26 protein-coding genes and 1 other RNA gene are annotated in these 23,075 nt (G+C 36.6%); 23 read left to right on the top strand and 4 right to left on the bottom strand.

Features of this window, described 5'->3' with window-relative positions:
- Positions 1-96: 96 nt before the first annotated feature.
- The 3 genes from NXS11_RS00905 to NXS11_RS00895 are packed head-to-tail and all read left to right on the top strand — an operon-like array spanning position 97 to position 1,767.
- Positions 97-783 carry a DnaD domain-containing protein gene (locus tag NXS11_RS00905; RefSeq protein WP_259197856.1) on the top strand — a complete coding sequence of 229 codons (687 nt, stop codon included), beginning with the start codon at positions 97-99 and terminating at the stop codon, positions 781-783.
- Positions 776-1,450, top strand: coding sequence for an endonuclease III (gene nth, locus NXS11_RS00900; protein WP_259197855.1), 675 nt, complete (start codon positions 776-778; stop codon positions 1,448-1,450). The genes NXS11_RS00905 and nth overlap by 8 nt, the downstream gene beginning before the upstream one ends.
- The gene (locus tag NXS11_RS00895; RefSeq protein ID WP_259197854.1) at positions 1,450-1,767 is read left to right on the top strand and encodes a YpoC family protein; all 318 of its coding nucleotides are present in this window, start codon (positions 1,450-1,452) and stop codon (positions 1,765-1,767) included. The genes nth and NXS11_RS00895 overlap by 1 nt, the downstream gene beginning before the upstream one ends.
- A gap of 38 nt (positions 1,768-1,805) precedes the next feature.
- On the opposite strand, the gene NXS11_RS00890 is transcribed toward NXS11_RS00895, so the two are convergent.
- Together NXS11_RS00890 and recU are read right to left on the bottom strand one after the other, a co-directional pair.
- The gene (locus NXS11_RS00890) at positions 1,806-3,986 is read right to left on the bottom strand and encodes a transglycosylase domain-containing protein (RefSeq protein ID WP_259197853.1); all 2,181 of its coding nucleotides are present in this window, start codon (positions 3,984-3,986) and stop codon (positions 1,806-1,808) included.
- Positions 3,983-4,609, bottom strand: coding sequence for a Holliday junction resolvase RecU (gene recU / locus NXS11_RS00885; protein WP_259197852.1), 627 nt, complete (start codon positions 4,607-4,609; stop codon positions 3,983-3,985). Before recU ends, NXS11_RS00890 begins: the two co-directional genes overlap by 4 nt.
- A 188-nt stretch (positions 4,610-4,797) precedes the next feature.
- Here recU and NXS11_RS00880 point away from each other — a divergent pair, with 188 nt between their 5' ends.
- From NXS11_RS00880 to NXS11_RS00845, 8 genes are all read left to right on the top strand, one after another.
- Positions 4,798-5,106: a DUF1798 family protein gene (locus NXS11_RS00880; protein ID WP_259197851.1), complete on the top strand. Its 309-nt coding sequence runs from the start codon at positions 4,798-4,800 to the stop codon at positions 5,104-5,106.
- A gap of 16 nt (positions 5,107-5,122) precedes the next feature.
- Entirely contained in the window at positions 5,123-5,680 is a 558-nt protein-coding gene (locus NXS11_RS00875; protein ID WP_259197850.1) for an SLOG family protein, read from the top strand.
- Positions 5,681-5,699: 19 nt separating this feature from the next.
- Positions 5,700-6,035 carry a cell division regulator GpsB gene (gene gpsB / locus NXS11_RS00870; RefSeq protein ID WP_259197849.1) on the top strand — a complete coding sequence of 112 codons (336 nt, stop codon included), beginning with the start codon at positions 5,700-5,702 and terminating at the stop codon, positions 6,033-6,035.
- A gap of 41 nt (positions 6,036-6,076) precedes the next feature.
- Positions 6,077-6,459: RNase P RNA component class B (gene rnpB / locus NXS11_RS00865), an RNA gene on the top strand.
- A gap of 115 nt (positions 6,460-6,574) precedes the next feature.
- Positions 6,575-7,696 (top strand): THUMP domain-containing class I SAM-dependent RNA methyltransferase, encoded by a 1,122-nt coding sequence (locus NXS11_RS00860; protein ID WP_259197846.1) that lies wholly within the window; start codon positions 6,575-6,577, stop codon positions 7,694-7,696.
- Between the two features lie 35 nt (positions 7,697-7,731).
- The gene (rarD, locus tag NXS11_RS00855; RefSeq protein ID WP_259197845.1) at positions 7,732-8,640 is read left to right on the top strand and encodes an EamA family transporter RarD; all 909 of its coding nucleotides are present in this window, start codon (positions 7,732-7,734) and stop codon (positions 8,638-8,640) included.
- A 216-nt stretch (positions 8,641-8,856) separates the two neighbouring features.
- A complete protein-coding gene (locus NXS11_RS00850; protein ID WP_259197844.1) occupies positions 8,857-12,303 on the top strand; it encodes a dynamin family protein in 3,447 nt (1,148 codons plus the stop codon).
- A 13-nt stretch (positions 12,304-12,316) separates the two neighbouring features.
- Positions 12,317-13,198, top strand: coding sequence for a 5'-3' exonuclease (locus NXS11_RS00845; protein WP_259197843.1), 882 nt, complete (start codon positions 12,317-12,319; stop codon positions 13,196-13,198).
- A gap of 58 nt (positions 13,199-13,256) precedes the next feature.
- Here NXS11_RS00845 and NXS11_RS00840 read toward each other — a convergent pair whose 3' ends face one another.
- Both NXS11_RS00840 and NXS11_RS00835 read right to left on the bottom strand, forming a co-directional pair.
- A complete protein-coding gene (locus NXS11_RS00840; RefSeq protein ID WP_259197842.1) occupies positions 13,257-13,652 on the bottom strand; it encodes a ribonuclease HI family protein in 396 nt (131 codons plus the stop codon).
- A 66-nt stretch (positions 13,653-13,718) separates the two neighbouring features.
- Positions 13,719-14,420 (bottom strand): queuosine precursor transporter, encoded by a 702-nt coding sequence (locus NXS11_RS00835; protein ID WP_259197841.1) that lies wholly within the window; start codon positions 14,418-14,420, stop codon positions 13,719-13,721.
- 342 nt (positions 14,421-14,762) lie between these two features.
- On the opposite strand from NXS11_RS00835, the gene NXS11_RS00830 reads away from it, so the two are divergent.
- From NXS11_RS00830 to NXS11_RS00775, 12 genes are all read left to right on the top strand, one after another.
- Positions 14,763-14,948 (top strand): zinc-finger domain-containing protein, encoded by a 186-nt coding sequence (locus tag NXS11_RS00830; protein WP_259197839.1) that lies wholly within the window; start codon positions 14,763-14,765, stop codon positions 14,946-14,948.
- A 28-nt stretch (positions 14,949-14,976) separates the two neighbouring features.
- Complete coding sequence (locus NXS11_RS00825; RefSeq protein ID WP_259197838.1) at positions 14,977-16,095, top strand: conserved virulence factor C family protein; 1,119 nt, start codon at positions 14,977-14,979, stop codon at positions 16,093-16,095.
- 58 nt (positions 16,096-16,153) lie between these two features.
- Positions 16,154-16,588, top strand: a complete 435-nt coding sequence (gene brxA / locus NXS11_RS00820; protein ID WP_259197835.1) for a bacilliredoxin BrxA — start codon at positions 16,154-16,156, stop codon at positions 16,586-16,588.
- A gap of 113 nt (positions 16,589-16,701) precedes the next feature.
- Positions 16,702-17,655 (top strand): thymidylate synthase, encoded by a 954-nt coding sequence (locus NXS11_RS00815; protein ID WP_259197834.1) that lies wholly within the window; start codon positions 16,702-16,704, stop codon positions 17,653-17,655.
- 18 nt (positions 17,656-17,673) lie between these two features.
- The gene (locus NXS11_RS00810; RefSeq protein WP_259197833.1) at positions 17,674-18,150 is read left to right on the top strand and encodes a dihydrofolate reductase; all 477 of its coding nucleotides are present in this window, start codon (positions 17,674-17,676) and stop codon (positions 18,148-18,150) included.
- A gap of 18 nt (positions 18,151-18,168) precedes the next feature.
- Positions 18,169-19,017: a DegV family protein gene (gene fakB, locus NXS11_RS00805; protein WP_259197832.1), complete on the top strand. Its 849-nt coding sequence runs from the start codon at positions 18,169-18,171 to the stop codon at positions 19,015-19,017.
- A gap of 24 nt (positions 19,018-19,041) precedes the next feature.
- Entirely contained in the window at positions 19,042-19,566 is a 525-nt protein-coding gene (msrA, locus tag NXS11_RS00800) for a peptide-methionine (S)-S-oxide reductase MsrA (protein ID WP_259197830.1), read from the top strand.
- Positions 19,563-19,991, top strand: coding sequence for a peptide-methionine (R)-S-oxide reductase MsrB (gene msrB, locus NXS11_RS00795; protein WP_259197829.1), 429 nt, complete (start codon positions 19,563-19,565; stop codon positions 19,989-19,991). The genes msrA and msrB overlap by 4 nt, the downstream gene beginning before the upstream one ends.
- Positions 19,992-20,006: 15 nt before the next feature.
- The gene (locus NXS11_RS00790; protein ID WP_259197828.1) at positions 20,007-20,510 is read left to right on the top strand and encodes a PTS sugar transporter subunit IIA; all 504 of its coding nucleotides are present in this window, start codon (positions 20,007-20,009) and stop codon (positions 20,508-20,510) included.
- Positions 20,510-20,731, top strand: coding sequence for a YozE family protein (locus NXS11_RS00785; protein ID WP_259197827.1), 222 nt, complete (start codon positions 20,510-20,512; stop codon positions 20,729-20,731). The genes NXS11_RS00790 and NXS11_RS00785 overlap by 1 nt, the downstream gene beginning before the upstream one ends.
- A gap of 376 nt (positions 20,732-21,107) precedes the next feature.
- Positions 21,108-22,553 (top strand): S41 family peptidase, encoded by a 1,446-nt coding sequence (locus NXS11_RS00780; protein ID WP_259197824.1) that lies wholly within the window; start codon positions 21,108-21,110, stop codon positions 22,551-22,553.
- Positions 22,554-22,559: 6 nt separating this feature from the next.
- Positions 22,560-23,063, top strand: a complete 504-nt coding sequence (locus tag NXS11_RS00775; RefSeq protein WP_259197822.1) for a GNAT family N-acetyltransferase — start codon at positions 22,560-22,562, stop codon at positions 23,061-23,063.
- Positions 23,064-23,075 lie beyond the last annotated feature (12 nt).

The raw sequence follows: 23,075 nt of genomic DNA, 5'->3' as shown, positions 1-23,075 counted from the left end.
TCCACTTACTGATAGCTTTCAATGGGTTGTCATTTTTCGCCAAAATATAAAAATAATAGACACATAATGATACACAACAAGTAAGAGGTGATATTTTTGAATATCTATGAATTAAAGACACGTCCTTTTGTATGTCGTTATGAGTTACTCGAACACTATCATGATTTAGGATTGAATGAAGCTGACTTGATTATCCTTATGAAAATCATGTATGCCTATGAGATGAGTAATGAACAACCTTCTATTGAGACGTTACAAAAAGGAACGACGATGCAAGCAGCTGAAATAACAATGATCATTCAAAAGCTTATTCAGCTGGGCTTGTTAGAAATGCGTGTAGAAAAAAATGCTGATGGAAAAATGAGCGAATATATCAATCTAGATGGCTTTTATGAACAACTATCACAAGTTTTTGATGGAATTGACACAGCGAGACATCAAACTGATAAAAATGAAGCATTTAAAATACTTTTCAAAAAGATTGAACAAGGATTTGGTCGCACATTATCACCGTTAGAAATTGAAAACATTAATCAATGGCTTGATGTCGATAATTATGATATAACTATCATCCATGCAGCTGTAGATGAGGCATTAGCGCACGATAAATCAAGTTTAAAATATGTCGACAGAATCTTGTTGAACTGGGAAAAAAATAATGTTCGTACAGTAGATGACGCTAAACCGATACGCGCTAAATTCACCAAGCAACAACCAACAGTGAAAAAAATTGAAAACTTCCCAAAATTTAATTGGTTAAAGGGGGAAAATCCATTTGATTAGCAAGAAAAAAGCACTGGAGATGATTGATGTCATCGATGAAATGTTTCCAGATGCAGAATGTGAATTAATCCATGATAACCCATTTGAACTGACAATTGCTGTACTCCTGTCAGCACAATGTACAGATAATACGGTCAATAAAGTAACGAAATCTTTATTTCAAAAATATCACACACCTGAAGATTATTTAGCCGTATCACTTGAGGAATTACAACAAGATATTCGTTCTATCGGGCTATATCGTAACAAAGCTAAAAATATTCAAAAACTATGTCGCTCGTTGATTGAACAGTATGATGGACAAGTTCCTAATACCCACGAACAATTAGTTGGACTTGCTGGCGTCGGTCAAAAAACAGCCAATGTTGTGATGAGTGTAGCATTTGGCGAACCTGCACTCGCTGTTGATACGCATGTGGAACGCGTCTCAAAACGTCTAGGTATTTGTCGATGGAAAGACAGTGTGACTGAAGTTGAACGTAAGCTTACCTCTATTATTCCAAAAGCACGTTGGACGCAAAGTCACCATCAATTAATATTTTTTGGACGTTATCACTGTTTAGCGAAAAAACCAAAATGTGACGCATGCCCACTGTTTGTAGACTGTCGAGAAGGGCAAAAGCGTTACCGTGCAGCAATGCGATTAAAAGGGGCGACAGCACAATAATGACTATTACAAGACTATCAGAACTTGAAACACAGTTGGATCCAATAGCAAAAGCACGTCGCATTGGGAAAACTGAAAGTATCGCATTACTCGATGAATACTATGCACTACTGATAACGTATTTCTGTAAGATTAATGATATACAAACACTTTCTGTCGCAGAGATAGAATATTTACCCATTGTACCGTTTAACTTTGAAGAACGCCTAGCGTATATTCAAGAACGCAAACATCACTACATGGGATATCAACAAATGAAAACATTGAAAAGTGAGCTTATCAAAATGCATGCTGCTTATCGCGCAAAAAACCACTGATAGGGCGTATATCCCGTATCAGTGGTTCATTTTTTTGTTTAGTTATTACCGAAAAAGTTGCTGAAAAGATTTTTGTTATTATTACTGTTGCTTGAATTGCCGTTGTTGGAATTACTTTGATTATTATTACTGTTGCTATTCGTACCACCACTTGATTCTGTAAAGTTACTTGTTACATTACCGTCTGGGGCTTGTGCAACATATAAACTACGTCCGCTGCCACCAACAGAAGCAGGGCGTTCAAAGTCTAAACCATCTATCGGATTAATATCTCCCATCACATCTCTAAAGAGGTACTGTGGTAATTTCTGCTCTGAGCTACCAACGAATGAATTCTCACCATATAGCTTCACTTTATTAAAGCCCATCCATACAGACATTGTATAGCGTGGGGAATAACCAGAAATCCATACGTCCTTGGCTGCTGAATCAGGCAAGCTATACTCTTGATATGTTTCGTCGCCATACGTACCAGTACCTGTTTTAGCAGCAACATTTACACCAGGAACACTATTACCATATGCAGAACCATACGTATCGAATGTACCTTTTAAGATTTGTGTAATCATATAAGCTGTGTAATCATTCATCGCTTGGTGACTTGTATGATTGAATTCAATCGTATTACCATTCGCTTCAACAACTTTTTTAATCGCATGTGCCTTATTATACGTACCACCATTGGCAAACGATGCATAAGCAGATGCTAATTGAACAGTAGAGAATTCTGAAGATGAACCACCCAATACTTCTGAAGGTCCAATATTTGAATTCTCATATTCTAAACCTACTTTTGCTGCAAAGTCTGTTGGTGCATTGTCACCGGCTTGCTCTTTAACAGCTTGCCATGTTTTCAATGCTGGGATGTTAAAACTTTGTCTCAAAGCATCATAAATTGTGACAACACCATGTCCTTTGCCATCATAGTTATGGAATGCTCCACCATCCACGTAGTAGACTGATTCATCTTGTAATGAATGATTTGTTGCCCATTGTAAGTAATCAATCGCAGGCGCATATGCTAAAAATGGTTTCAGTGTTGAACCTGTAGGATGTACATCCGTTGCTTGGTTTCGCTGAACAACATCTTTATAATCTCTACCACCAGAAATGGCTGTTAATGCACCCGTTTCACTATCCACAATAGTGGCACCCACTTGTTGATCGTCATTCTTGTAGTAACCACCATAATCAATACGATTTTGTAGAACAGTTTGAATGTCTTTATCCATGTACGTATAAATCTTAATACCGCTATTAAGCACATCAGATAAGTTACGACCTTTAAACTCGTCTTTACTCATCAATTCTTGCTTCACAAAGTTAAGATACGAATCATACTGTTGTGAACTATCATCTGGCTTGATCTCACGGTCTTCTGCTGAACGTTCAACTAAGTTTGTAGTGATAGGCGTATCTTGCGCTTCTTTCATCTGCTTGTCTGTAATGCGATCATGATAAGCCATCAAATAGAGAACTGTATCTTTACGTTTCTCTGCTTCTTCTGGATTATCATAAATATTATATGTGTTTGGAACTTGTGGCAAACCAGCAAGATAGGCAGTTTCTGCTAAATTCAAGTCCTTCAAATCTTTGTTGAAGTAGTACTTAGCAGCTGCTTTAACACCATATACGCCATCTGAATAGTAGATTTTATTCAAGTACATTTGGAAAATTTCATCCTTAGAGTACTCTTGTTCAAGGCGATAAGACAGATACGCTTCTTGAGCTTTACGTTCAATCGACTTTTGATCTGTTAAGAACGTACGCTTCACCACTTGTTGCGTCAATGTTGATGCACCTTGTGAACCAAATCCACCAGTAACGTTCTTCAATACGGCACCGAAGAGACGTTTATAGTCTAACGCACCATGTTCATAGAAGCGATTATCTTCAGTAGCAAGTACAGCATCTTTCAGTTGATCAGGCACATCTTTCAAATCGACATGTTCTCGTCTTGCGCCATTATCTAGCGTTTTAACAAGTGTATTATTTTGGTCATATATTTTAGCAGGACTTGGGTCTTGTAACTTCGCTTCGTTAAATGCAGGTGCTTTCCATGCATAATAAGCAAATAGTAACACGCCCAATAAAGCTAAAATAACAAAAGCTAATACACAAAAGCTGATCACTTTTATCACTGTGCGCTTAATATTTCTATTCTTTTTTTTGCCGGACTTCTTTTTAGAACCATTAGAAGCCTCTTTTTTTCCCGTCATAGGCGATCCTCGCTTTCATCTAATATCAACTTATCAACAACTTTTAGATAGTCTAACCTTGGTTGATACTGATAAGGAATATAGTAACCATTTTCTTGCACTTCTTCAACCGAAATTGACTTTTTGATGCCATCTAAATAGCGTTGCCAAAAAACGATAAACGCTTTAAATGAGAGTAAATACGTTTCGTCTCGGCCTTTAAAGCGCAGCAATAAAAATGCAATACCATCATGCTTCACGACTTGACGCATATGTTCAACTTGATGCGCATGAATATTTTGAAGTGGAAAAGACGTTTTATTGACTGTCTCCTTCGCTTCAAAGTCGATATACTGCCCACGATAAACACCATTATAGTCAGTTGTAGAAGGCGTCCTAAAGTAAGCCTCTTTAATCACCGCTTGACTTCGTTTGGGGTAATCAACGTGCACTACTTGAATGGGCGTTGGCTTTTTATGGATAACTGCCGTTCCTGACTCCAAATAATGCTTGTTGGAACGTTCGATATCCTTTTCTAAAGACATCCCACGACCACCATACTTAATCGTATCTGATTTAAAGGGGCGTTGACTTCCGCCTTGAGTCTTATTTTGCTTAAAAGGCTTACCATTTGGATAGTTCATTGTCTCACCTACATTTCGTCTGTAATGCCCTATAAACAAAGTAGGGAGTAGTTTATGAAAACTTTTAAATTATTTGGAATCATAAACTGACATTATTGTACCATAGATGTTGCTTCTCTGTTACCCCAAAGCGTACTGTTAACCAGTTTTGTCACATTTTGTGTTACGATATGGTTAGGAAGGTGTAGGTGATTAAGTTGTCAAAAAGTCTATTTCAAGCATTGCTCATGTGCACTTCAGAGATGGAATCAAGATATGTTGCTGCACGCGAAGGCCATATATATGACTTTGATACTGACATTAAGCCGTTTGTTGCGCAAGTTGACCAACACCTGGCGCATCTACAACGAGAAACATCTCACGTGACTGTGCAACATGACAGATTAATAACACTCTTACAGAACTTATCGGTTACCTGCCATCATTCACGTACAAGCAAGAAACAATTTTACAATCAATTGAAGACAGTAAAGCACGATATGATGACTTTAAAGTAATAGGGTGGATCTAGATATGTACAAGTCTTTATACATTACAGGCTACAAATCATATGAACTGAATATTTTTAATGAAGATGTCAAAGAAGTGGATTTTCTAAAAGCCTTTATTAAACAAAAATTAATCAGCTATATAGAAGAAGGGCTTGAGTGGGTATTAATCCAAGGACAATTAGGTATTGAATTATGGGCAGCTGAATGTGTGATTGCGCTGAAAGAATCATATCCCGAGCTTAAGTTAGGTATCGTCACACCTTTTCAAAATCACACATCTAAATGGCGAGAAGCGCAACAAGCACAATATCAGACTATTGTCAGTCAAGCTGATTATATGAACAGTGTTTATCATAGTGACTATACTGGGCCACACCAGTTTCAAGCAGCCGATCAATTCATGCTTGACCATACCGATTTAACCATTCTTATTTATGATGAAGAACAAGAAGCGAGCCCAAAGTATTTCAAAAGAAAGTTAGTTGATTTTATGGCACAAACACACTATAATTGTGATGTTGTGACATTTGACGAAATAACAAGTTTTATTAATGATTTACAATGGTCAAATGAAATATGAATCTAATGAGGTGGGGCATATGTCAGATGTTTCGTTAAAATTATCTGCAAAGGATATTTATGAAAAAGATTTTGAAAAAACAGTTGTTCGCGGCTATCGTCCAGAAGAAGTCGATGCTTTTTTAGATGATATCATTGTTGATTATCAAAAAATGTCAGACTTGAATAATGAAGTAATCAAACTTTCAGAAGAAAACCATAAACTCAAAAAAGAAATTGAAGATTTGCGTATTCGCGTTGCATCAGGTCGCCCACAAGAAAGCAAAAGCTTCTCAAGTCAAGGTGCAAACCAAAATAGCAATGTTGATATTTTAAAACGTATTTCTAATCTAGAGAAAGCAGTATTTGGCAAATAATCATTGCTTTTAATGTTTAAGATGATATAATTTTGAAGTAATATTTTGGGTAATCGCTATAAATTAATTTTTATAGAGGAAAGTCCATGCTCACACAGTCTGAGATGATTGTAGTGTTCGTGCTTGATGAAACAATAAGTCAAGGCAATGCAAATTGACGGCAACGAATTAACCTAAGTCTTTTGATAGGGTTATAGTAGTTTGAAAGTGCCACAGTGACGTAGCTCTGATAGAAATAGCAGAGGTGGAACGCGGTAAACCCCTCGAGTGAGCAATCCAAATTTGGTAGGAGCACTCGTTTAGCGGAAATGAACGCATAAACGAGAATGTATGTTAATCATACTTTAGACAGATGATTACCACCGGCGTACCAGTGTAACTAGTGCACGTATGAGTACTATGGAACAGAACATGGCTTATAGAAATATTACTACACTAGCTAATAGGCTGGGGCATACGATATGTCCCAGCCTTAAATGTATGAACCATATATTTAAAAATTAACTTTATTCAATCATCTACTATTTAGGAGGTTCATTATGTATCAGTTATTAGCCGTTTGTCCTATGGGATTGGAAGCCATTGTTGCAAAAGAAGTACAAGAGTTAGGCTATAAAACACGCGTTGAAAATGGGCGTATTTATTTTGAAGGCGACGCACAAGCAATTGTTAAAGCGAACTTATGGTTACGAACAGCTGACCGTGTCAAGCTTATTGTTGGACAGTTTAAAGCAACAAGTTTTGACGAATTGTTTGAAAAAACGAAAGCCTTACCATGGCATGAACTCATTCCAGCAGACGGACAATTCCCCGTACAAGGACGCAGCTTAAAATCCATCCTACACAGTGTTCCAGATGTACAAGCAATCACAAAAAAAGCAATTGTTGAAAAGCTCAAATCCGAACACCACGTATCAGGCTGGCTAGATGAATCGGGTGCAAAATATCCAGTTGAAGTCAATATTTTAAAAGACAATGTACTACTGACTATCGATACATCAGGTTCTGGATTAAACAAACGTGGCTATCGTCTAGCGCAAGGGGAAGCACCTATCAAAGAAACTTTAGCAGCCAGCTTAGTCAAGCTCGCAAACTGGACAGGAGAAACACCTCTCATTGATCCTTTCTGTGGATCAGGTACGATTGCGATTGAAGCTTGTCTCATCGCACAAAATATTGCGCCTGGTTTCAATCGTTCATTTGTTTCAGAACAATGGTCGATTATCCCCGATACCCTTTTCGATCAAATGCGTGCTGAAGCTGATGCTCAAGCAGATTATGATAAAGAAATTCAAATTTATGCATCAGATATCGATCCAGAAATGATTGAAATCGCGCGCCGTAACGCAGATGAAGTTGGTGTAGGGGACATTATACAATTTGAAGTTAAAGATGTTAATACACTAACAATCAATCATGATGGTCCGATTGGTTTAATTGGCAACCCACCATATGGCGAACGTATCGGGGAAAGAGATGAAGTTGAAGAAATGTATCGTTATCTAGGCAAATTGCTTCAACAACATCCACAGTTGTCCATGTACATTATGACGAGCAGTAAAGAATTTGAATATCTTGTCAATCGTAAGGCAACGAAACGCCGTAAGTTATTCAATGGTTATATTGAAACCACTTACTATCAATATTGGGCTAATAGATAAGTGTTTGTCATATATTCTATAAGAGAGGTGTGTGTATGAAGCATTCATCATCATTTCAACAGGGGATTTTTTATGCTTTTGCCGCGTATTTTATGTGGGGAATTTTGCCACTATATTGGGCATTAATTACAGAGATAAATGCAACAGAGATTTTGATGTTTCGCATTATCTTATCTCTTATCTTTATGATTATACTCATACCCATAACCAAACAATGGAATCAGCTCAAAGGGGACATTCAACAATTGATTCAAACACCTAAAAAGCTTATTATCATCGTGATTGCAGGGTATGTTGTAACATTGAACTGGGGGATATTCATATATGCCATTAACGAAAACTATGTCTTACAAACAAGTCTTGGTTATTATATTAATCCATTAGTGAGTATTATGTTAGCAATGATCTTTTTTAAAGAACGTTTCACACGGCTTGAATGGTGCGCAATAGGTCTCGCAACGATTGGTGTTATTTATATGACAATCAAAGTAGGAGAATTTCCATTTATTTCATTATTTTTAGCATTTACATTTGGGATTTATGGTTTATTAAAAAAGCTTGTGCCACTTAGTGCAATCAGTAGTATCACTATTGAGACCTTTGCCACAACACCTATGGCTTTGCTGTATTTGATTTTTATCAATCATTCACATGGGCTAAGTATAGGAATGAACAGCTCAACATTCTGGTTGATATTTTCTGGTATCGTGACAGCCGTTCCATTGCTATCATTCTCAGCAGCAGCCAATCGTATCCCACTATCCCTTATCGGATTTATTCAATATGTTGGACCGACACTCATCTTTTTAAATGGTATTTTTGTTTTTAAAGAAGCATTCAACTTGGATCAATTTATTACTTTTTGTTTCATATGGTCAGGCATTCTCATCTATGTCCTGTCACAAGTAGTCAAGATACGACGCAAACCAAATCCTCTTACATAGACAAAGCTCGAACTGGCGATCTTTCAAGGTCGTCAGTTTTTTATGAAGTTCTGTCAAAAGTCCTACATTGCAAATACTGACAAGCGTTTTCTCAACAGATAAATGCGTTATGCCTCACTCCAACAAAAAGATTTCTGCTTATCCCATTTTAAGTTTGGCGTAAATACTATACAATAGCATATAAGTACACGAAGGAAACAAGGGGAATTATTAAAAATGAACAATATTGAACAATTAGATATCCTTTATAAATTAAAAAAAGAAGTTGAAAAGTCTGATCACACGCATTTCGTTCAGACGATTAACCAAATCATAAAAAAAGTCTACTTGGCACATTATACAATGACGTTTGTCGGTCACTTTTCAGCCGGTAAATCAACCATTATTAATAACTTGATTGGGCAAAACATTTTACCAAGTTCACCAGTCCCAACAACAAGTAATACCGCTTTAGTAACTGTATCCGATACACCCGGGATTACTGCAAATATCGAAGGGCAACAGTACACAGAATTGTCGTCTTATGATGATGTTAAACAAATGAACAAAGAAAACTATAACGTGGAGTCAATCGACATTCGCTTTCAATCCGACGACTACCAAAACGGCTTTACATTCCAAGATACACCAGGGGTAGACTCAAACGTCAAATCACACAGTCATAGTACTGAACGTTTCTTATATACAAGCAATATGGTGTTTTATACCGTCGATTATAATCACGTGCAATCTGCTTTAAACTTTCAATTTATGAAGCAACTAAATCAAGCGGGTATTCCTGTTTCATTTGTGATTAACCAGATTGACAAACACAACGATGCCGAGCTCTCTTTTGATGCATTCAAAGCGCGTGTAACCAAGTCCCTATCTGATTGGGACATTACGCTAGAAAAAATTTTTTATGTTACTAAATTTGAGCATCCAGAAAATCAGTTTGCAGCATTAAAAACATATATGCATGAACAAGATGCCGATCGTGAACCACTTGCAGATTATGTATCACGAATGGTCGCATTTATTCAAAAACATCAATCTGATTATTTAACGCAACAAATGGCAAGTTGTCTAGAAACATTGAATATCGAAGCAGCTGACTTTGACGCAGCATATGATCATCATATACAAGAACAATCCGTTCATAATGAGGCACAACTGATTAGTAATACGGATGCATTAAGTCAGCACTTAGAAAAACAACGTAAAGCAATCATTGACAACGCTTACATTATGACGCATGATATGCGAGAACATATACGCTATTACTTAGAAAGTATGACGAAAGATTTTTCGTTAGGTGGGTTATTTAATAAACGCAAAAAGATTGAACAAGCACGTGAAGAACGCCTTGCTACACTCATGTCTGCCCTCCAAACGCAAGTAACACAAGAGATTGTTAAGCCTATGCAAGCAGATATGGCTTTTCTAACACGTTTTATTGACAATGCAGCACTCAATGAACGCATTTTGAATCAAGCATATACAATACCAGCTTCACTTATTACTGATCTATATCAAACACAAGTTCAAATTAGCAATCAGTATGTATTAACATTCTCTGAAGCATTGATGAAGCAGATTGGACAATATATCCTTAAGGAAGCCAAACCACTTGATGAAGAAATCATCGCTCATGCACACGTTGAACTCGCATCTTCATCATCGAACGAAACGACTGATACTTACGAGCGATACCATACATTGCGTAAACTTAAAACGTCATTGGATACAGCAAATTATCAGCATTATTACATTCATCTCGACGATTCTTTAGACAAATTAATCGATCGAACAAAGATAACTTATACTCCTTCACAAATCGTGTCTCAAGTGTCAGATGCGCTCATTGAACAACCAGCTATAACTGACAAGAAGCAAGCATCTCAACGTAATCGAATTGAACAAGCATTGGCAACCCTATCGAAATTATCACTATACGACGCACAGGTTAATAACATGCAAGATACCTTACAACGTGTAGATAATCAAGTGATAAAAATTGGTGTGTTTGGAACGTTTAGTGCAGGGAAGAGCAGTCTGATTAATGCATTATTAGGTGATCAGTATCTCGTGAGCTCACCTAATCCTACAACAGCAGCGACAACTGAAATTTCATATGGACATCAAAATACCGTCACTTTCAAAACACGAGATATATTGCTAGATGAATTAAATGACGTAGTTGAAACTGTCGACTATCATTTTGAATCTATTGATGACTTTTTAACGCAAGATTTGCAAGATTTAAAAGGGCGTATCGATAAAAACAAATTAGCTTTTATTGAAGCGATTGAGAAGAATTATGCATTATATGAATCTTTAACTAAAGATAGCTATGAATTAGATATTCCGCAACACGAACTAAAAAAATGGAGTGCAGAAGATGAATATGCAACATTTGTAAAAACCGTCCATTTACAATTAGAACATGAGTGGTTAAAAGATAAGATTATTGTTGATTCGCTTGGACTGTATTCAAATAATCAACGACATACTAATGAAACGGAGAAGATTTTAGCAACGGCCGACCTCATCCTATACGTTAGTTATTTCAACCATGCTTTTACAGATAATGATAAAGCGTTTATCGAACATATGAAAGAGATGAACCAGCTAATCGAAAATCAAACATTCAAGATGGTTATTAACGCGGTTGATTTAGCAGAAACGCCTGAAGACCTTGCTGATGTGCATACATATACGAAAGATGCATTAGCAGAAGTCGGTATGCAATGTGAAATATTTGATGTATCTAGCCGAGAAGCATTACGTGGTGGCGACGAAGGGATTACGCAACTACGTGAAGCCATCCAAACATTCTCAGATATTGAATCAAAACAAGTGCTTGAAAAACAAATTCTACATCAGTTAGATGCTATTACACAATCGCTTGAAATAATGTTAACCGATGTTGAACATAATGCCTCACAAATCAAGCAAAACAATGAATATTTACAACGCTACGATAAGATACGCGTCTTTCCTAAGCAACTCATAGAATCTGTAAATCAACAATATCGTAACGAACGCGATGATCAGATATACTATCTCAACGAACGACTCAATATTCAACTTTTAGATATTGTAAAGTCCGCTTTCAATACACAAATGACAGCTTCAGATGATTTTAAAAGTGCTAAGCGACATACATCGAAAAACTATCTTGATCAAATACATCAAAAGTTGTATTTAGAACAAACTTTACTCGTCAATCGATTGAAACAATATTTTGAAAAGCAATTTGCACATCAACTTGCACCAATCATTACGGATATAGGACAACGTCACATCATTTTACAAGCTGATACACAACTGACAGCCGAAACACTAGAGACACCCTATCTCCATTTAGATTTGTCATCATTCATTGCACATTTGCCAAAACAACTGACAAAAAGAAATATTTTACAACCAAAACAACAACAACAAGTTCAGACGATGATTAAAGATATAACAGTCGAACAATTACAGCCTTGCTTAAAACAGCTCAACAGTGCATTAGAAGACTATTTGACGTTATTGAACGAGCAGGCAATAAGCATACTCGATGCATTAGAACAAACCGCACAACAAGAAATAGCTAAAATGTTATCATTCGATATGGATCAGACACAAGTAGCCATATTGAAAGCAACATTACCTGAACTTAAACAAATTTTGAACTAAAGGATAAATTATAATGAACAAACGCATACTATTAATAGACGGCATGGCGCTGTTATTCCGCCATTTTTTTGCGACAAGCGTCCATAAAAACTATATGATCAATTCGAATGGCATCCCTACAAATGGCACACAGGGCTTCGTACGTCACGTGTTACGAGCGGTAACAGATATCCAACCGACGCACCTAGCTGTATGTTGGGATATGGGCAAAACAACTTTTCGTAATGAACTGTTCCAAGGCTACAAACAAAATCGACCTGAACCACCCGAAGCATTGGTTCCGCAATTCAGCCATGTTCAACAGATATCACAAGCATTGGGGTTCTTTAACATAGGATTGCCTAACTATGAAGCTGATGATGTTATTGGAACACTCGCTACACAAAGTGCACATGACACTCATACAAATGTATATGTCATTACTGGAGATCGTGATTTACTACAATGTAGCGCTGAAAATATCCATATTTGGCTCGTTAAAAAGGGCTTTACGGAATATTTGAAATTTGATGATGCCACTTTCCGAGAACATTATGGTTTGGCACCTAAGCAACTTATCGATGTCAAAGCATTTATGGGGGACACTGCAGACGGATACCCAGGAGTCAAAGGCATAGGAGAGAAAACAGCGATTAAGCTCATTCAACAATATGGTTCTGTTGAAGAAGTCATCTCAAATATTACTGCTTTAACACCCGGTCAACAAAAGAAAATCAATGCCAATATGGACAACTTACTCTGTTCTAAACGTTTAGCTGAAATTATTTGTGACGCACCTATTGAGACCCAGGATATATGGCAACAAATGACCTACAGACCTGACCTTGAACATATATTGAACGTATGTGATGAACACGAATTACGTGTCGCTAAAAGATATATTTTGTCATTATAAAATATAAGAGAGACAGCACCGGTTTCATTAGAAATGGTATGCTGTCTCTCTTTATATATTATTGCTTTATCGCTTGATAGAGTGTTTGTTGTGCGAGTTGATTCGCTTCTTTATTCTGCCCACGTGGTACCCATTTAACAAAACAAAGATTAAATGTATCTGCCAGTTCGTTAAACTGCACCAAGTACGGTTTAAAGCGTCTATTTTTCACATAATTACGGTTAACTGCATCTTCAATTAATTGTGAATCTGTATAAATTAATGCATTTACAACTTGTAATTGAGCTGCTTGCTGTAACGCGTAAATCAATGCTTCCCATTCCGCACTATGATTGTCCATTTCCCCCAATATTTGGCCATCTGTATAACGTTGAGCTTCTTCAACAATTACGATACCACACGCACTCATACCTGGGTTTCCTTTGGTTGCTGCATCAAAATAAATTTTAGCCATCATTTTACACTCCTAGCTAGAAAAAAGGGGCAGTGTGTCAAATAACGCTAATTACCCACTTTCATATTAAATGTTGTCTTCAGTAATTTTACCACGTCGATACATTGATTTCGCCCAATAACCAAATGGTACGTTGAAAATTGTAGAAACCAGCTTCAATAAATAAGTCGTAATAAAGATTTCTAAAATAACATCATTTGGTAAAGGACCACCATAAAATGCAATTAAAACAAATAAAGCGGTATCTACTATAGAACTTAATGTCGTACTCCCATATGCTCGTATAAAAAATGTACGATCTGACGTAAATACTTTTTTGATTGCATTAAAAATAAAAACATCAATATGCTGACCGATGATATACGCCACAATGGATGCTATCGCAATACGTGGAATTACATCAAAAATGGTTTTCAATGCATCTTGTGCGATGTCCGCTTCACTCGGTACAAAGGCTAATGACACTTGCATCACTATAATCATGACTAATGTCGATGTGAAACCAAGCCATACCGCCTTTTTAGCAACCTTTCTGCCATAAATATCATTCAGTATATCTGTCGCTAAATAAATCGATGCAAACATTACATTTCCTAGCGTTGCAGATATCGTAAAAATATCGATTGTTTTTAACACTTGAATATTGGCAATGATTGTCCCCATTGCTACCCAAGCATAGAGACCTTGCTTCCCAAAAATACGAAACATTAAAACCATTAGGCTAAAAGTAACCACAAAGGCAACAATGCCTATTATTTCATTGTACATGCTTTTTCCTCCTAAATTTTGATAATGCGGGTGTTTAGAAACCGCTGTTTAACAACTAATACATCATAGAACAGTCAAATAAAAATTTCAATAACGAATTAAAACACTATTGTGAAAGAAAGAGGGTGGAACATTAAAAGAAAGCCATATCCAAAGTGAAACAATGGTATAAAAGACCGTAGCTGTGTAAGAGTGAAACAACAGAATCTTTTTAAAACTATGAGATACCACTCCCAATGCACATAATCATTACCATTATTTGAGTCAAACGTTTCAACGCAGTGCAAAATCATGTTACCATTATGTTTGTTTATACTAATGAACATAAATGAGGTGACAGATATGTTAACTGAGGAAAAAAGAGTGGCGATTGCAACAATTGATTCACTTATGGCCGACTACTGTACACAATGTTTAATCAAATCTCATTTGAGGAAAGAAGAAAGTAAAACGGCCGCACATCACTTCTGTATCCATTCTTGTTCTGTTGGTCAACGTATCCAATCCTTAGGCAAATATTTACAATAATATTGCAGAATTGGGGGCAATGCGCAATATGGAAATTATAAAAATTGAACCAACACCAAGTCCAAATACAATGAAGATTGTCTTATCGGACAAACGAGAAGATCAGCAGTCAAACACATATACAGAAATTAACGAAATACAACCGGCATTTATTAACCATCTGTTAGCAATTGAAGGCGTAAAATCTATTTTTCATGTGTTAGATTTTTTAGCGATTGATAAGTCACCAAAAGCAGATTGGGAGGAAGTACTACCTAAAATTACTGCATCATTAACTGGCGAACAAGTTGAAACAACACAAGATGCTGAGGTACAGACCCACTTTGGTGAGATTAAAGCTGAGGTTTTAAAATTTAAAAACATTCCGTATCAAATCAAGTTAACAACACCTAATGAAGAAGTTCGTCGTCAATTGCAAGATGTTTTTATCGAGGCAATGACAGAGGCACAATTACCTAGTGACAACGTTGTCTTGTTAAGAAAATGGCACACATTAGGCATTCGTTACGGTGTGCTTGAACAAGTGATGGATGAAGTTGAAGAAGAGATCAATGCCCTTTATCCACCAACTGAACTACGCCGGCTCGTTGAACAAGCGCAACATATTACAACAGATAATGTGCCACAAAAACAATATTACCATGTGACTTTGGAAACATATCAACAAGCGACAGATTGGAAAGCACGTTTAAGAATGTTGAGCGCTTTCCCAAAACCAACTACAGAGGACTATCCTTTATTAGCGTATGCCTTACAAGAAGAAAAAGTGCAGTTGCGCCGTGAAGCTGTCGTGCTGCTAAGTATGATTGAAAGCAAGGAAACTTTGCCGTATTTATATCAGGGCATGAAAGATAAAAGTCCTGCCGTAAGACGAGCTGCGGGTGATGCGCTTAGTGATTTAGGTTATTCGGAAGCACTACCGATGATGATGCAAGCGTTAGATGACCCTCATAAAATTGTCCGTTGGCGTGCAGCAATGTTTATTTTTGATGAAGGCAATTCTGAACAGCTCGATGCATTAAAAGCACATCTTGACGAACCTGCATATGAAGTACGCATGCAAATTGAAATGGCTATTACACGTATTGAACAAGGGGAAGCTGCACTTGGATCTATTTGGAAACAAATTGCCAATCGCAAGCGTTAAATAATGCTATAATAAAGGAATACGATGACTTAAAAGAATAAAAGGAGCGAATTGATACATGAACGCGTATGATGCATATATGAAAGAATTAGCAACACAAATGCGTGCTGAATTAACACAAAATGGTTTTACAAGCTTAGAAACATCAGATGACGTCACTGCCTATATGAATGGACGTCATGAAGATGAAACGACATTTGTAGTGATTAACTCAACTTGTGGTTGTGCCGCTGGATTAGCTCGACCTGCTGCAGTAGCGGTTGCTGAACAAAATGATAAAAAACCTGACAATAAAGTGACTGTTTTTGCTGGTCAAGATAGAGAAGCAACTGAAACAATGCGCAACTATATTCAACAAGTGCCATCAAGCCCTTCATTTGCACTTTTCAAAGGGCATACACTTGTACACTTCACACCACGTGAACATATTGAAGGTAGAGACATTAATGACTTAGCAATGGATATTAAAGAAGCTTTCGATACGCATTGCTAATAATTAAAAACAGTGCTGGGTTCAACAATCAATCATCCCAGCATTGGTTTTTTATTTTTCAAATCTTTAAAAATCGTCTATTATAGTTATAAAAGAGAAAAGAGGTGAACGTCATGAATCCATTTGATACTGCATATCATGATTTATGTAATGAAATATTAACAATTGGCAACGAACGTGATGACCGCACTGCAACTGGTACGATTTCAAAATTTGGACATCAGTTACGTTTCGATTTATCTAAAGGATTTCCATTATTAACAACCAAAAAAGTATCATTTAAACTTATTGCTACTGAACTCATCTGGTTTATTCGTGGCGATACCAATCTGAGATATCTCCTCCAATATAACAACAATATTTGGAATGAATGGGCATTCGAGAAATATATTAACAGTACAGATTACACAGGACCTGACATGACAAATTTTGGACACCGTACACTAACCGATCCAGAATTTAAAGTACAGTACGATGAAGAAATGCGTAAATTCAAAGATGCAATTCTTCACGACGATCAATTTATGCAAAAACATGGCGACCTAGGTAACGTTTATGGTAAACAATGGCGTGACTGGGTAGGGGCTGATGGCAAACATTACGATCAACTAAAAACGGTTATTGCGCAAATCAAGCAATATCCAACATCAAGACGGCATATTATCAGCGCCTGGAATCCTGCCGAGATTGATACCATGGCATTGCCACCATGTCATACGCTATTTCAGTTCTATGTAGAAAATAACAAACTAAGTTGCCAGCTGTATCAGCGCAGTGCCGATATTTTCTTAGGTGTTCCATTTAATATTGCAAGCTATAGTTTGCTCACTCATTTAATCGCCAAAGAATGTGGCTTAGAAGTAGGCGAATTCGTTCATACATTTGGTGATGCACATATCTATAGCAATCATCTTGATGCAGTAAAAACACAATTATCGCGTACAAGCTTTGCGCCACCAACTTTAAATATCAATACCAACAAATCTATATTCGATATAGAATATGAAGATTTAGAGATTGTTAATTATACGTATCATCCACCTATTAAAGCACCCATCGCGGTATAATGACGAGGAGTGATTATTTTGACATTATCCATACTTGTTGCACATGATCAAAATCGTGGCATTGGCTTTAACAATCAATTGCCATGGCATCTACCGAACGACCTCAAACACGTTAAAGAGCTAACAACCGGTCATACGCTTGTTATGGGGCGCGCAACATATGAATCTATTGGTAAGCCTTTGCCTAATAGACGCAATGTTGTTTTGACACATAATCCTGACTTTCAAGCTGAAGGTGTAGATGTTATTCATAGCCTCGAAGACATCGCAAAGCTTGAAGGACATGTTTTTATATTCGGTGGTCAAACATTGTTTGAATCAATGATTGACTCAGTGAATGATATGTATATTACAGTCATTGAAGATACATTCCAAGCAGATACATTTTTTCCACCGTACACATTTGAAGACTGGCAAGTTAAGTCTGCAATAGAAGGCACAGTTGACGATAAAAATAAATATGCACATACATTCTTACATCTTATTAGAAAATAAATTGGAGGCAATAATGCTATGCAACGTATTATAGTTACAGATTCTACATCTGATTTAGATCCATCTTTTTTTGAAGCGCACAATATTCACGTCATTCCACTAAGCGTTACAATTGATGGTAAATCATACGTAGACCAAATTGATATGTCATCAGAAGCATATATCAAATATTTAGCAGAAGGAAATCATGATTTAAAAACAAGTCAACCAGCACTTGGACAATTTGTAGAAAAATATAAAGAATTAATGAATGATGATGTTGAAATCATTAGTATTCACTTAACATCAGGGCTGAGTGGTACAGTTCAAACTGCACGTCAAGCAAGTGAAATGGTTGATGGTAAAATCACGATTATCGATTCAAAGTCTATTTCATGGGGACTTGCATATCAAATACAATATTTAACTAAATGGATTGAAGAGGGAATCCCAACAGAAGAAATCTTGAAAAAAATTGAAAAGTTACAAAAAAATATTAAGTTATTCGTTATCATCGGTCAACTTGATCAACTCATTAAAGGTGGGCGTATTAGTAAAGCAAAAGGCTTCATGGGTAACTTAATGAAAATCAAACCTATTGGTGAATTGGTCGATGGCAAGCTAGAAATGATTCACAATGTCCGTACACAAGGTGCCTGTGTCAAACAAGTTATCAATGATCTCAAGCCATTTGTTGACAACGGAAAACTAGAATCTGTTGGAGTCTCACACGCTGATGCTGAAGGCTTCATGCACAAGTTTAAAGAAAAAATCGATGAAACATTCGATGTTGGTCAGTTCCAATTAGGTCATACATCACCTGTTATTTCAACACATACGGGTACGGGTGCTATCGGACTCATCGTATTAAAAGAAGATACGTATTAATCATCAATAAGGAGGGATCATGATATGGCTCTCGCAACACTTGCAGGCGGTTGTTTCTGGTGCCTAGTTAAACCATTCACATCATATGATGGTATTGAAGGCATTGTTTCTGGATATAGCGGAGGAACAGTAGAAAATCCTACATATGAACAAGTATGTAGCAATACGACAGGACATGTTGAAGCTGTTCAGATTACGTACAATCCAGCTATTATTTCATATGAAGCAATTCTAGATATCTACTTTAAAACGTTTGACCCCACTGACAAAGATGGACAATTCTTTGATAGAGGAGACAGTTATCGTCCCGTTATTTTTTATCATGATGCTGAACAACAAAAAACTGCGATTCAAAAAATTAAAACTTTAGATGCTCAAGGTGTTTTTAACAAACCAATTGTGACACCCGTTGAACCTTATAAAAATTTTTATCCTGCTGAAGCACATCATCAAGATTATTACCTTAAAAATCCAGCACACTATCAACGTTATCAACAAGGTTCAGGTAGGAAAGCATTTATTGACTCACACTGGGGGGATGCGCAATGATCAAAAAAGATAAATCAGACCTAACAGATCTTGAATATCTCGTTACACAACAAGATGGCACTGAACCACCTTTCAACAACGAATATTGGAATCACTTTGACAAAGGGATCTATGTTGATAAGTTATCAGGTAAGCCACTGTTTACCTCTGAAGACAAATTCCAATCAGATTGTGGCTGGCCGAGTTTCTCAAAAGCCATTGCTGATGAAGAGATTGTTGAATTAGTCGATAAATCTTACGGAATGTTACGCACTGAAGTCCGCTCAGAGGGCAGCAACAGTCATTTAGGACATGTCTTTAATGACGGACCTAAAGAACGAGGCGGTCTGCGTTATTGCATTAATTCTGCTGCGATTCAATTTATTCCATATGAAAAGCTCGAACAACTTGGATACGGCGAATTCATTAAATTGTTTGATAAATAAAGAGGAGTGAACCATATGTTTAAAAAGTTATTTGGAAAAGGTAATGAAGTAAGTAAAGATATCAAAGTTTTTGCGCCAATCACTGGTGAATACGTCAAGGTTGAAGATATTCCAGATCCTGTATTCGCACAAAAAATGATGGGTGATGGCTTTGGTGTTAAACCAACTGAAGGTAAAGTTGTATCCCCAATTGACGGTGTAGTAGACAATGTCTTCCCAACAAAGCACGCAATTGGCTTAAAAGCTGATAATGGCTTGGAAGTACTTGTCCACATTGGTTTAGATACTGTTCAATTAAATGGTGAAGGTTTTGAAACACTTGTTGAAAGCGGTGACCGTGTATCTGTAGGTGATGCGCTCGTAACATTTGACCTAGATTATATCAATCAAAATGCGAAGTCTATCATCTCACCAGTTATCTTAACGAACTTCGCTGAACATGTTGAGTCACATACATTCCATGAGGTTCAAGCTTTGACTAAAGGAACAACACATGTATTAGATGTGACAGTGAAATAATGAAAGATGCATCGTTTTACCAATTTGCATTGACAGTTAGAGGTAGACGTGATGACAAAGGTGCATTTGCAGAAATGGTTTTTCAAGATTTAGATTTTCCTAAGTATGAATCAGATTTCAACAAGCTATCAGAATACATCGAGACAGAAGGCAACTATACCTTATCATTATCTGTTTTTGATGCACTTTTTGAAGAATATCAAGAATGGCTTCAATTTTAACGCTAAACATCACTAGTAAGGCGTTAGGAATAGCGCTGGGACATTAATAGAAACTTTCAATTTAAGTTTAAGTTTTTATGTAGAAGTCAGTGGTCGAAGTGAAAATACACTTTTCCAACCTTTTAGAAAATAAGATTCTTGTCCCACTTTTTCTTCAGAATGAGAGATACGATACAAAGCAGCAGTTTGCTTATGTTGTCCATTTACGTTTCAAATTCTTGCACAATTCGTCATCCTTGGCGGAGTGGGACTATGAAGTCTTTAATATAAGATTTCTGTCCTACTCCTTTTTTGAACCAATTTTTCTAACATATATTCAAAGCTATTTCGCTTATATTAAAAACATAACTATATTACATAGACAAGGAGCTGAAAGATGAAACAATCAAATAAAGCTTTACCATCGTCCAAAAAATCTGATACCCCAAAGTATATTTCACTCAAACACTTTGTGATAAGCATCATAGCAACCGTATTATTAACTGCTTCACTTATGCTTTTAGGCATGTGGTATTGGAAAAATAGTTCAACTGATGCCAGTATTGAACAGAATGCCAAAAAGTTAGGTGATATATATGAAGTATTGGCAACTGACTATTATAAAAATACAGATAAAGAAGCATTGCTTAATGATGCTATTAAAGGAATGACGAAAAGTTTAAAAGATCCTTACACGGAATATATGACAAAAGAAGAAACTGAAGCTTTCAATGAAGATGTATCAGGAGATTTTGTCGGTATCGGTGCTGAGATGGAGCAAAAAGAGGGGCACATCTATATCGCAAGCCCTATCAAAGGTGCACCAGCAGAAAAAGCAGGTATTCAGCCTAAAGATGAATTAATTGCAGTAGATGGCCAAGACGTAAAAGGAAAGCAACTAAATGAAATCGTGAAAAAAGTTCGTGGTAAAAAGGGAACTAAAGTTAAATTAACAATCAAACGTGTCGGAGAATTAAAGGACTATACCGTAACACGAGATACGATTCATGTTGATAGTGTTAAACACGAAAAACATGGAGATAAACATGTTTTCAAAGTGAGTAAGTTTCAACAAGGAACAGCGAACGAATTAAAAAATGCTATTGAAAAAGCTCAGAAGCAAGGTGCTAAACACTTAGTCATTGACTTGCGTAACAATCCTGGAGGTCTACTCGACGAAGCTGTCAAGATGGCGAATCTTTTCATTGATAAAGGACAAACTGTTGTACAGCTAGAAAAAGGAAAACAAAAGCAAGAGATCCAAACTTCGCAGGCACCTATAAAGGGAATCAATAAGCAGAAGATTTCAATCCTAATCAATGAAGGCTCTGCTAGTGCATCTGAAGTGTTTACAGGCGCACTACAAGATCATCAAGTAGCCAAAGTATATGGTCAAAAATCTTTTGGTAAAGGAATCGTTCAAACAACACGTGAGTTTTGTGACGGCTCATTACTCAAATTTACAGAAATGAAATGGCTCACACCAAAAGGTCATTATATTCATGGCAAAGGCATTCAACCTGATGAGAAAGTAGCAGGTGCAGCCTATGAAAATATGACGGTTATTCCGTCAGACAAATCTTTCAAGCTCGGAGACCAATCAAAATATATTAAATCCATTAAAATCGGTTTAAATGCATTAGGGTATGATGTAGGAGATATTAATGAATCTTTTGATACAACATTACAAAATGCGATACAATCATTTCAAGCAGATCAAAAACTAGATGCTGATGGTACATTTAACCGTGAAACCAATCAAAAATTAACAGAACAACTGGTTAAAAAAGCATCTGAAGAAGATGTGATGTTACAGCGTACATTAGAAAAGCTGAAGGAGTGATAAGCTATGAGACTTGCAACAATGTCTGACATAGATGCCATTCTCGTACTAGTTGCAGAAGCAAAGGAGATAATGAAACAGGACAATCATAATCAATGGGACATATCATATCCTGTAAAAAAAGATTTCATACAAGACATTACAGATAAAACACTTTATGTATTAGATGAGTCAGATATAATCAAGGGGTTTATCGTAATTAATAACCTATCACCTGAATGGTACAACCAGTTTGAATGGCCAGTTTCTCGTGACCATGCGCTAGTCATTCATAGACTTGTGGCATCTGCCAAGTATCCTGGAGTAGCACGAAAGCTCATAGATTTTGCAGAAAACTATGCGAAAAGCCACCAATTTAATGTTTTATTAACAGATACATTTTCTGAGAATCAGCGGGCACAAGCGCGATTCAAGAAACATCATTTTATCAAGGTAGGGGAAATGTTAAGTGAAACATTCCCCTTCGATAAAGGAAAACCATTTTATGCTTATTATAAAAAAATCAATTAGAATGAGAGGGTT

This window comes from Staphylococcus americanisciuri, from assembly GCF_024814435.1.
Taxonomy (GTDB): Bacteria; Bacillota; Bacilli; order Staphylococcales; family Staphylococcaceae; genus Staphylococcus; species Staphylococcus americanisciuri.
The sequence above is the reverse complement of the archived record's forward strand: the minus strand, read 5'-3'. Positions and strand labels throughout refer to the sequence as shown.

What these genes read in the sequence shown, in the direction of transcription:
- NXS11_RS00895 (WP_259197854.1), top strand. Translation starts at nt 1,450, where the DNA reads ATGACTATTACAAGACTATCAGAACTTGAAACACAGTTGGATCCAATA.
- NXS11_RS00890 (WP_259197853.1), bottom strand. Translation starts at nt 3,986, where the DNA reads ATGACGGGAAAAAAAGAGGCTTCTAATGGTTCTAAAAAGAAGTCCGGC.
- recU (WP_259197852.1), bottom strand. Translation starts at nt 4,609, where the DNA reads ATGAACTATCCAAATGGTAAGCCTTTTAAGCAAAATAAGACTCAAGGC.
- NXS11_RS00875 (WP_259197850.1), top strand. Translation starts at nt 5,123, where the DNA reads ATGTACAAGTCTTTATACATTACAGGCTACAAATCATATGAACTGAAT.
- gpsB (WP_259197849.1), top strand. Translation starts at nt 5,700, where the DNA reads ATGTCAGATGTTTCGTTAAAATTATCTGCAAAGGATATTTATGAAAAA.
- NXS11_RS00860 (WP_259197846.1), top strand. Translation starts at nt 6,575, where the DNA reads ATGTATCAGTTATTAGCCGTTTGTCCTATGGGATTGGAAGCCATTGTT.
- rarD (WP_259197845.1), top strand. Translation starts at nt 7,732, where the DNA reads ATGAAGCATTCATCATCATTTCAACAGGGGATTTTTTATGCTTTTGCC.
- NXS11_RS00850 (WP_259197844.1), top strand. Translation starts at nt 8,857, where the DNA reads ATGAACAATATTGAACAATTAGATATCCTTTATAAATTAAAAAAAGAA.
- NXS11_RS00845 (WP_259197843.1), top strand. Translation starts at nt 12,317, where the DNA reads ATGAACAAACGCATACTATTAATAGACGGCATGGCGCTGTTATTCCGC.
- NXS11_RS00840 (WP_259197842.1), bottom strand. Translation starts at nt 13,652, where the DNA reads ATGGCTAAAATTTATTTTGATGCAGCAACCAAAGGAAACCCAGGTATG.
- NXS11_RS00835 (WP_259197841.1), bottom strand. Translation starts at nt 14,420, where the DNA reads ATGTACAATGAAATAATAGGCATTGTTGCCTTTGTGGTTACTTTTAGC.
- NXS11_RS00830 (WP_259197839.1), top strand. Translation starts at nt 14,763, where the DNA reads ATGTTAACTGAGGAAAAAAGAGTGGCGATTGCAACAATTGATTCACTT.
- NXS11_RS00825 (WP_259197838.1), top strand. Translation starts at nt 14,977, where the DNA reads ATGGAAATTATAAAAATTGAACCAACACCAAGTCCAAATACAATGAAG.
- brxA (WP_259197835.1), top strand. Translation starts at nt 16,154, where the DNA reads ATGAACGCGTATGATGCATATATGAAAGAATTAGCAACACAAATGCGT.
- NXS11_RS00815 (WP_259197834.1), top strand. Translation starts at nt 16,702, where the DNA reads ATGAATCCATTTGATACTGCATATCATGATTTATGTAATGAAATATTA.
- fakB (WP_259197832.1), top strand. Translation starts at nt 18,169, where the DNA reads ATGCAACGTATTATAGTTACAGATTCTACATCTGATTTAGATCCATCT.
- msrA (WP_259197830.1), top strand. Translation starts at nt 19,042, where the DNA reads ATGGCTCTCGCAACACTTGCAGGCGGTTGTTTCTGGTGCCTAGTTAAA.
- msrB (WP_259197829.1), top strand. Translation starts at nt 19,563, where the DNA reads ATGATCAAAAAAGATAAATCAGACCTAACAGATCTTGAATATCTCGTT.
- NXS11_RS00790 (WP_259197828.1), top strand. Translation starts at nt 20,007, where the DNA reads ATGTTTAAAAAGTTATTTGGAAAAGGTAATGAAGTAAGTAAAGATATC.
- NXS11_RS00785 (WP_259197827.1), top strand. Translation starts at nt 20,510, where the DNA reads ATGAAAGATGCATCGTTTTACCAATTTGCATTGACAGTTAGAGGTAGA.
- NXS11_RS00780 (WP_259197824.1), top strand. Translation starts at nt 21,108, where the DNA reads ATGAAACAATCAAATAAAGCTTTACCATCGTCCAAAAAATCTGATACC.
- NXS11_RS00775 (WP_259197822.1), top strand. Translation starts at nt 22,560, where the DNA reads ATGAGACTTGCAACAATGTCTGACATAGATGCCATTCTCGTACTAGTT.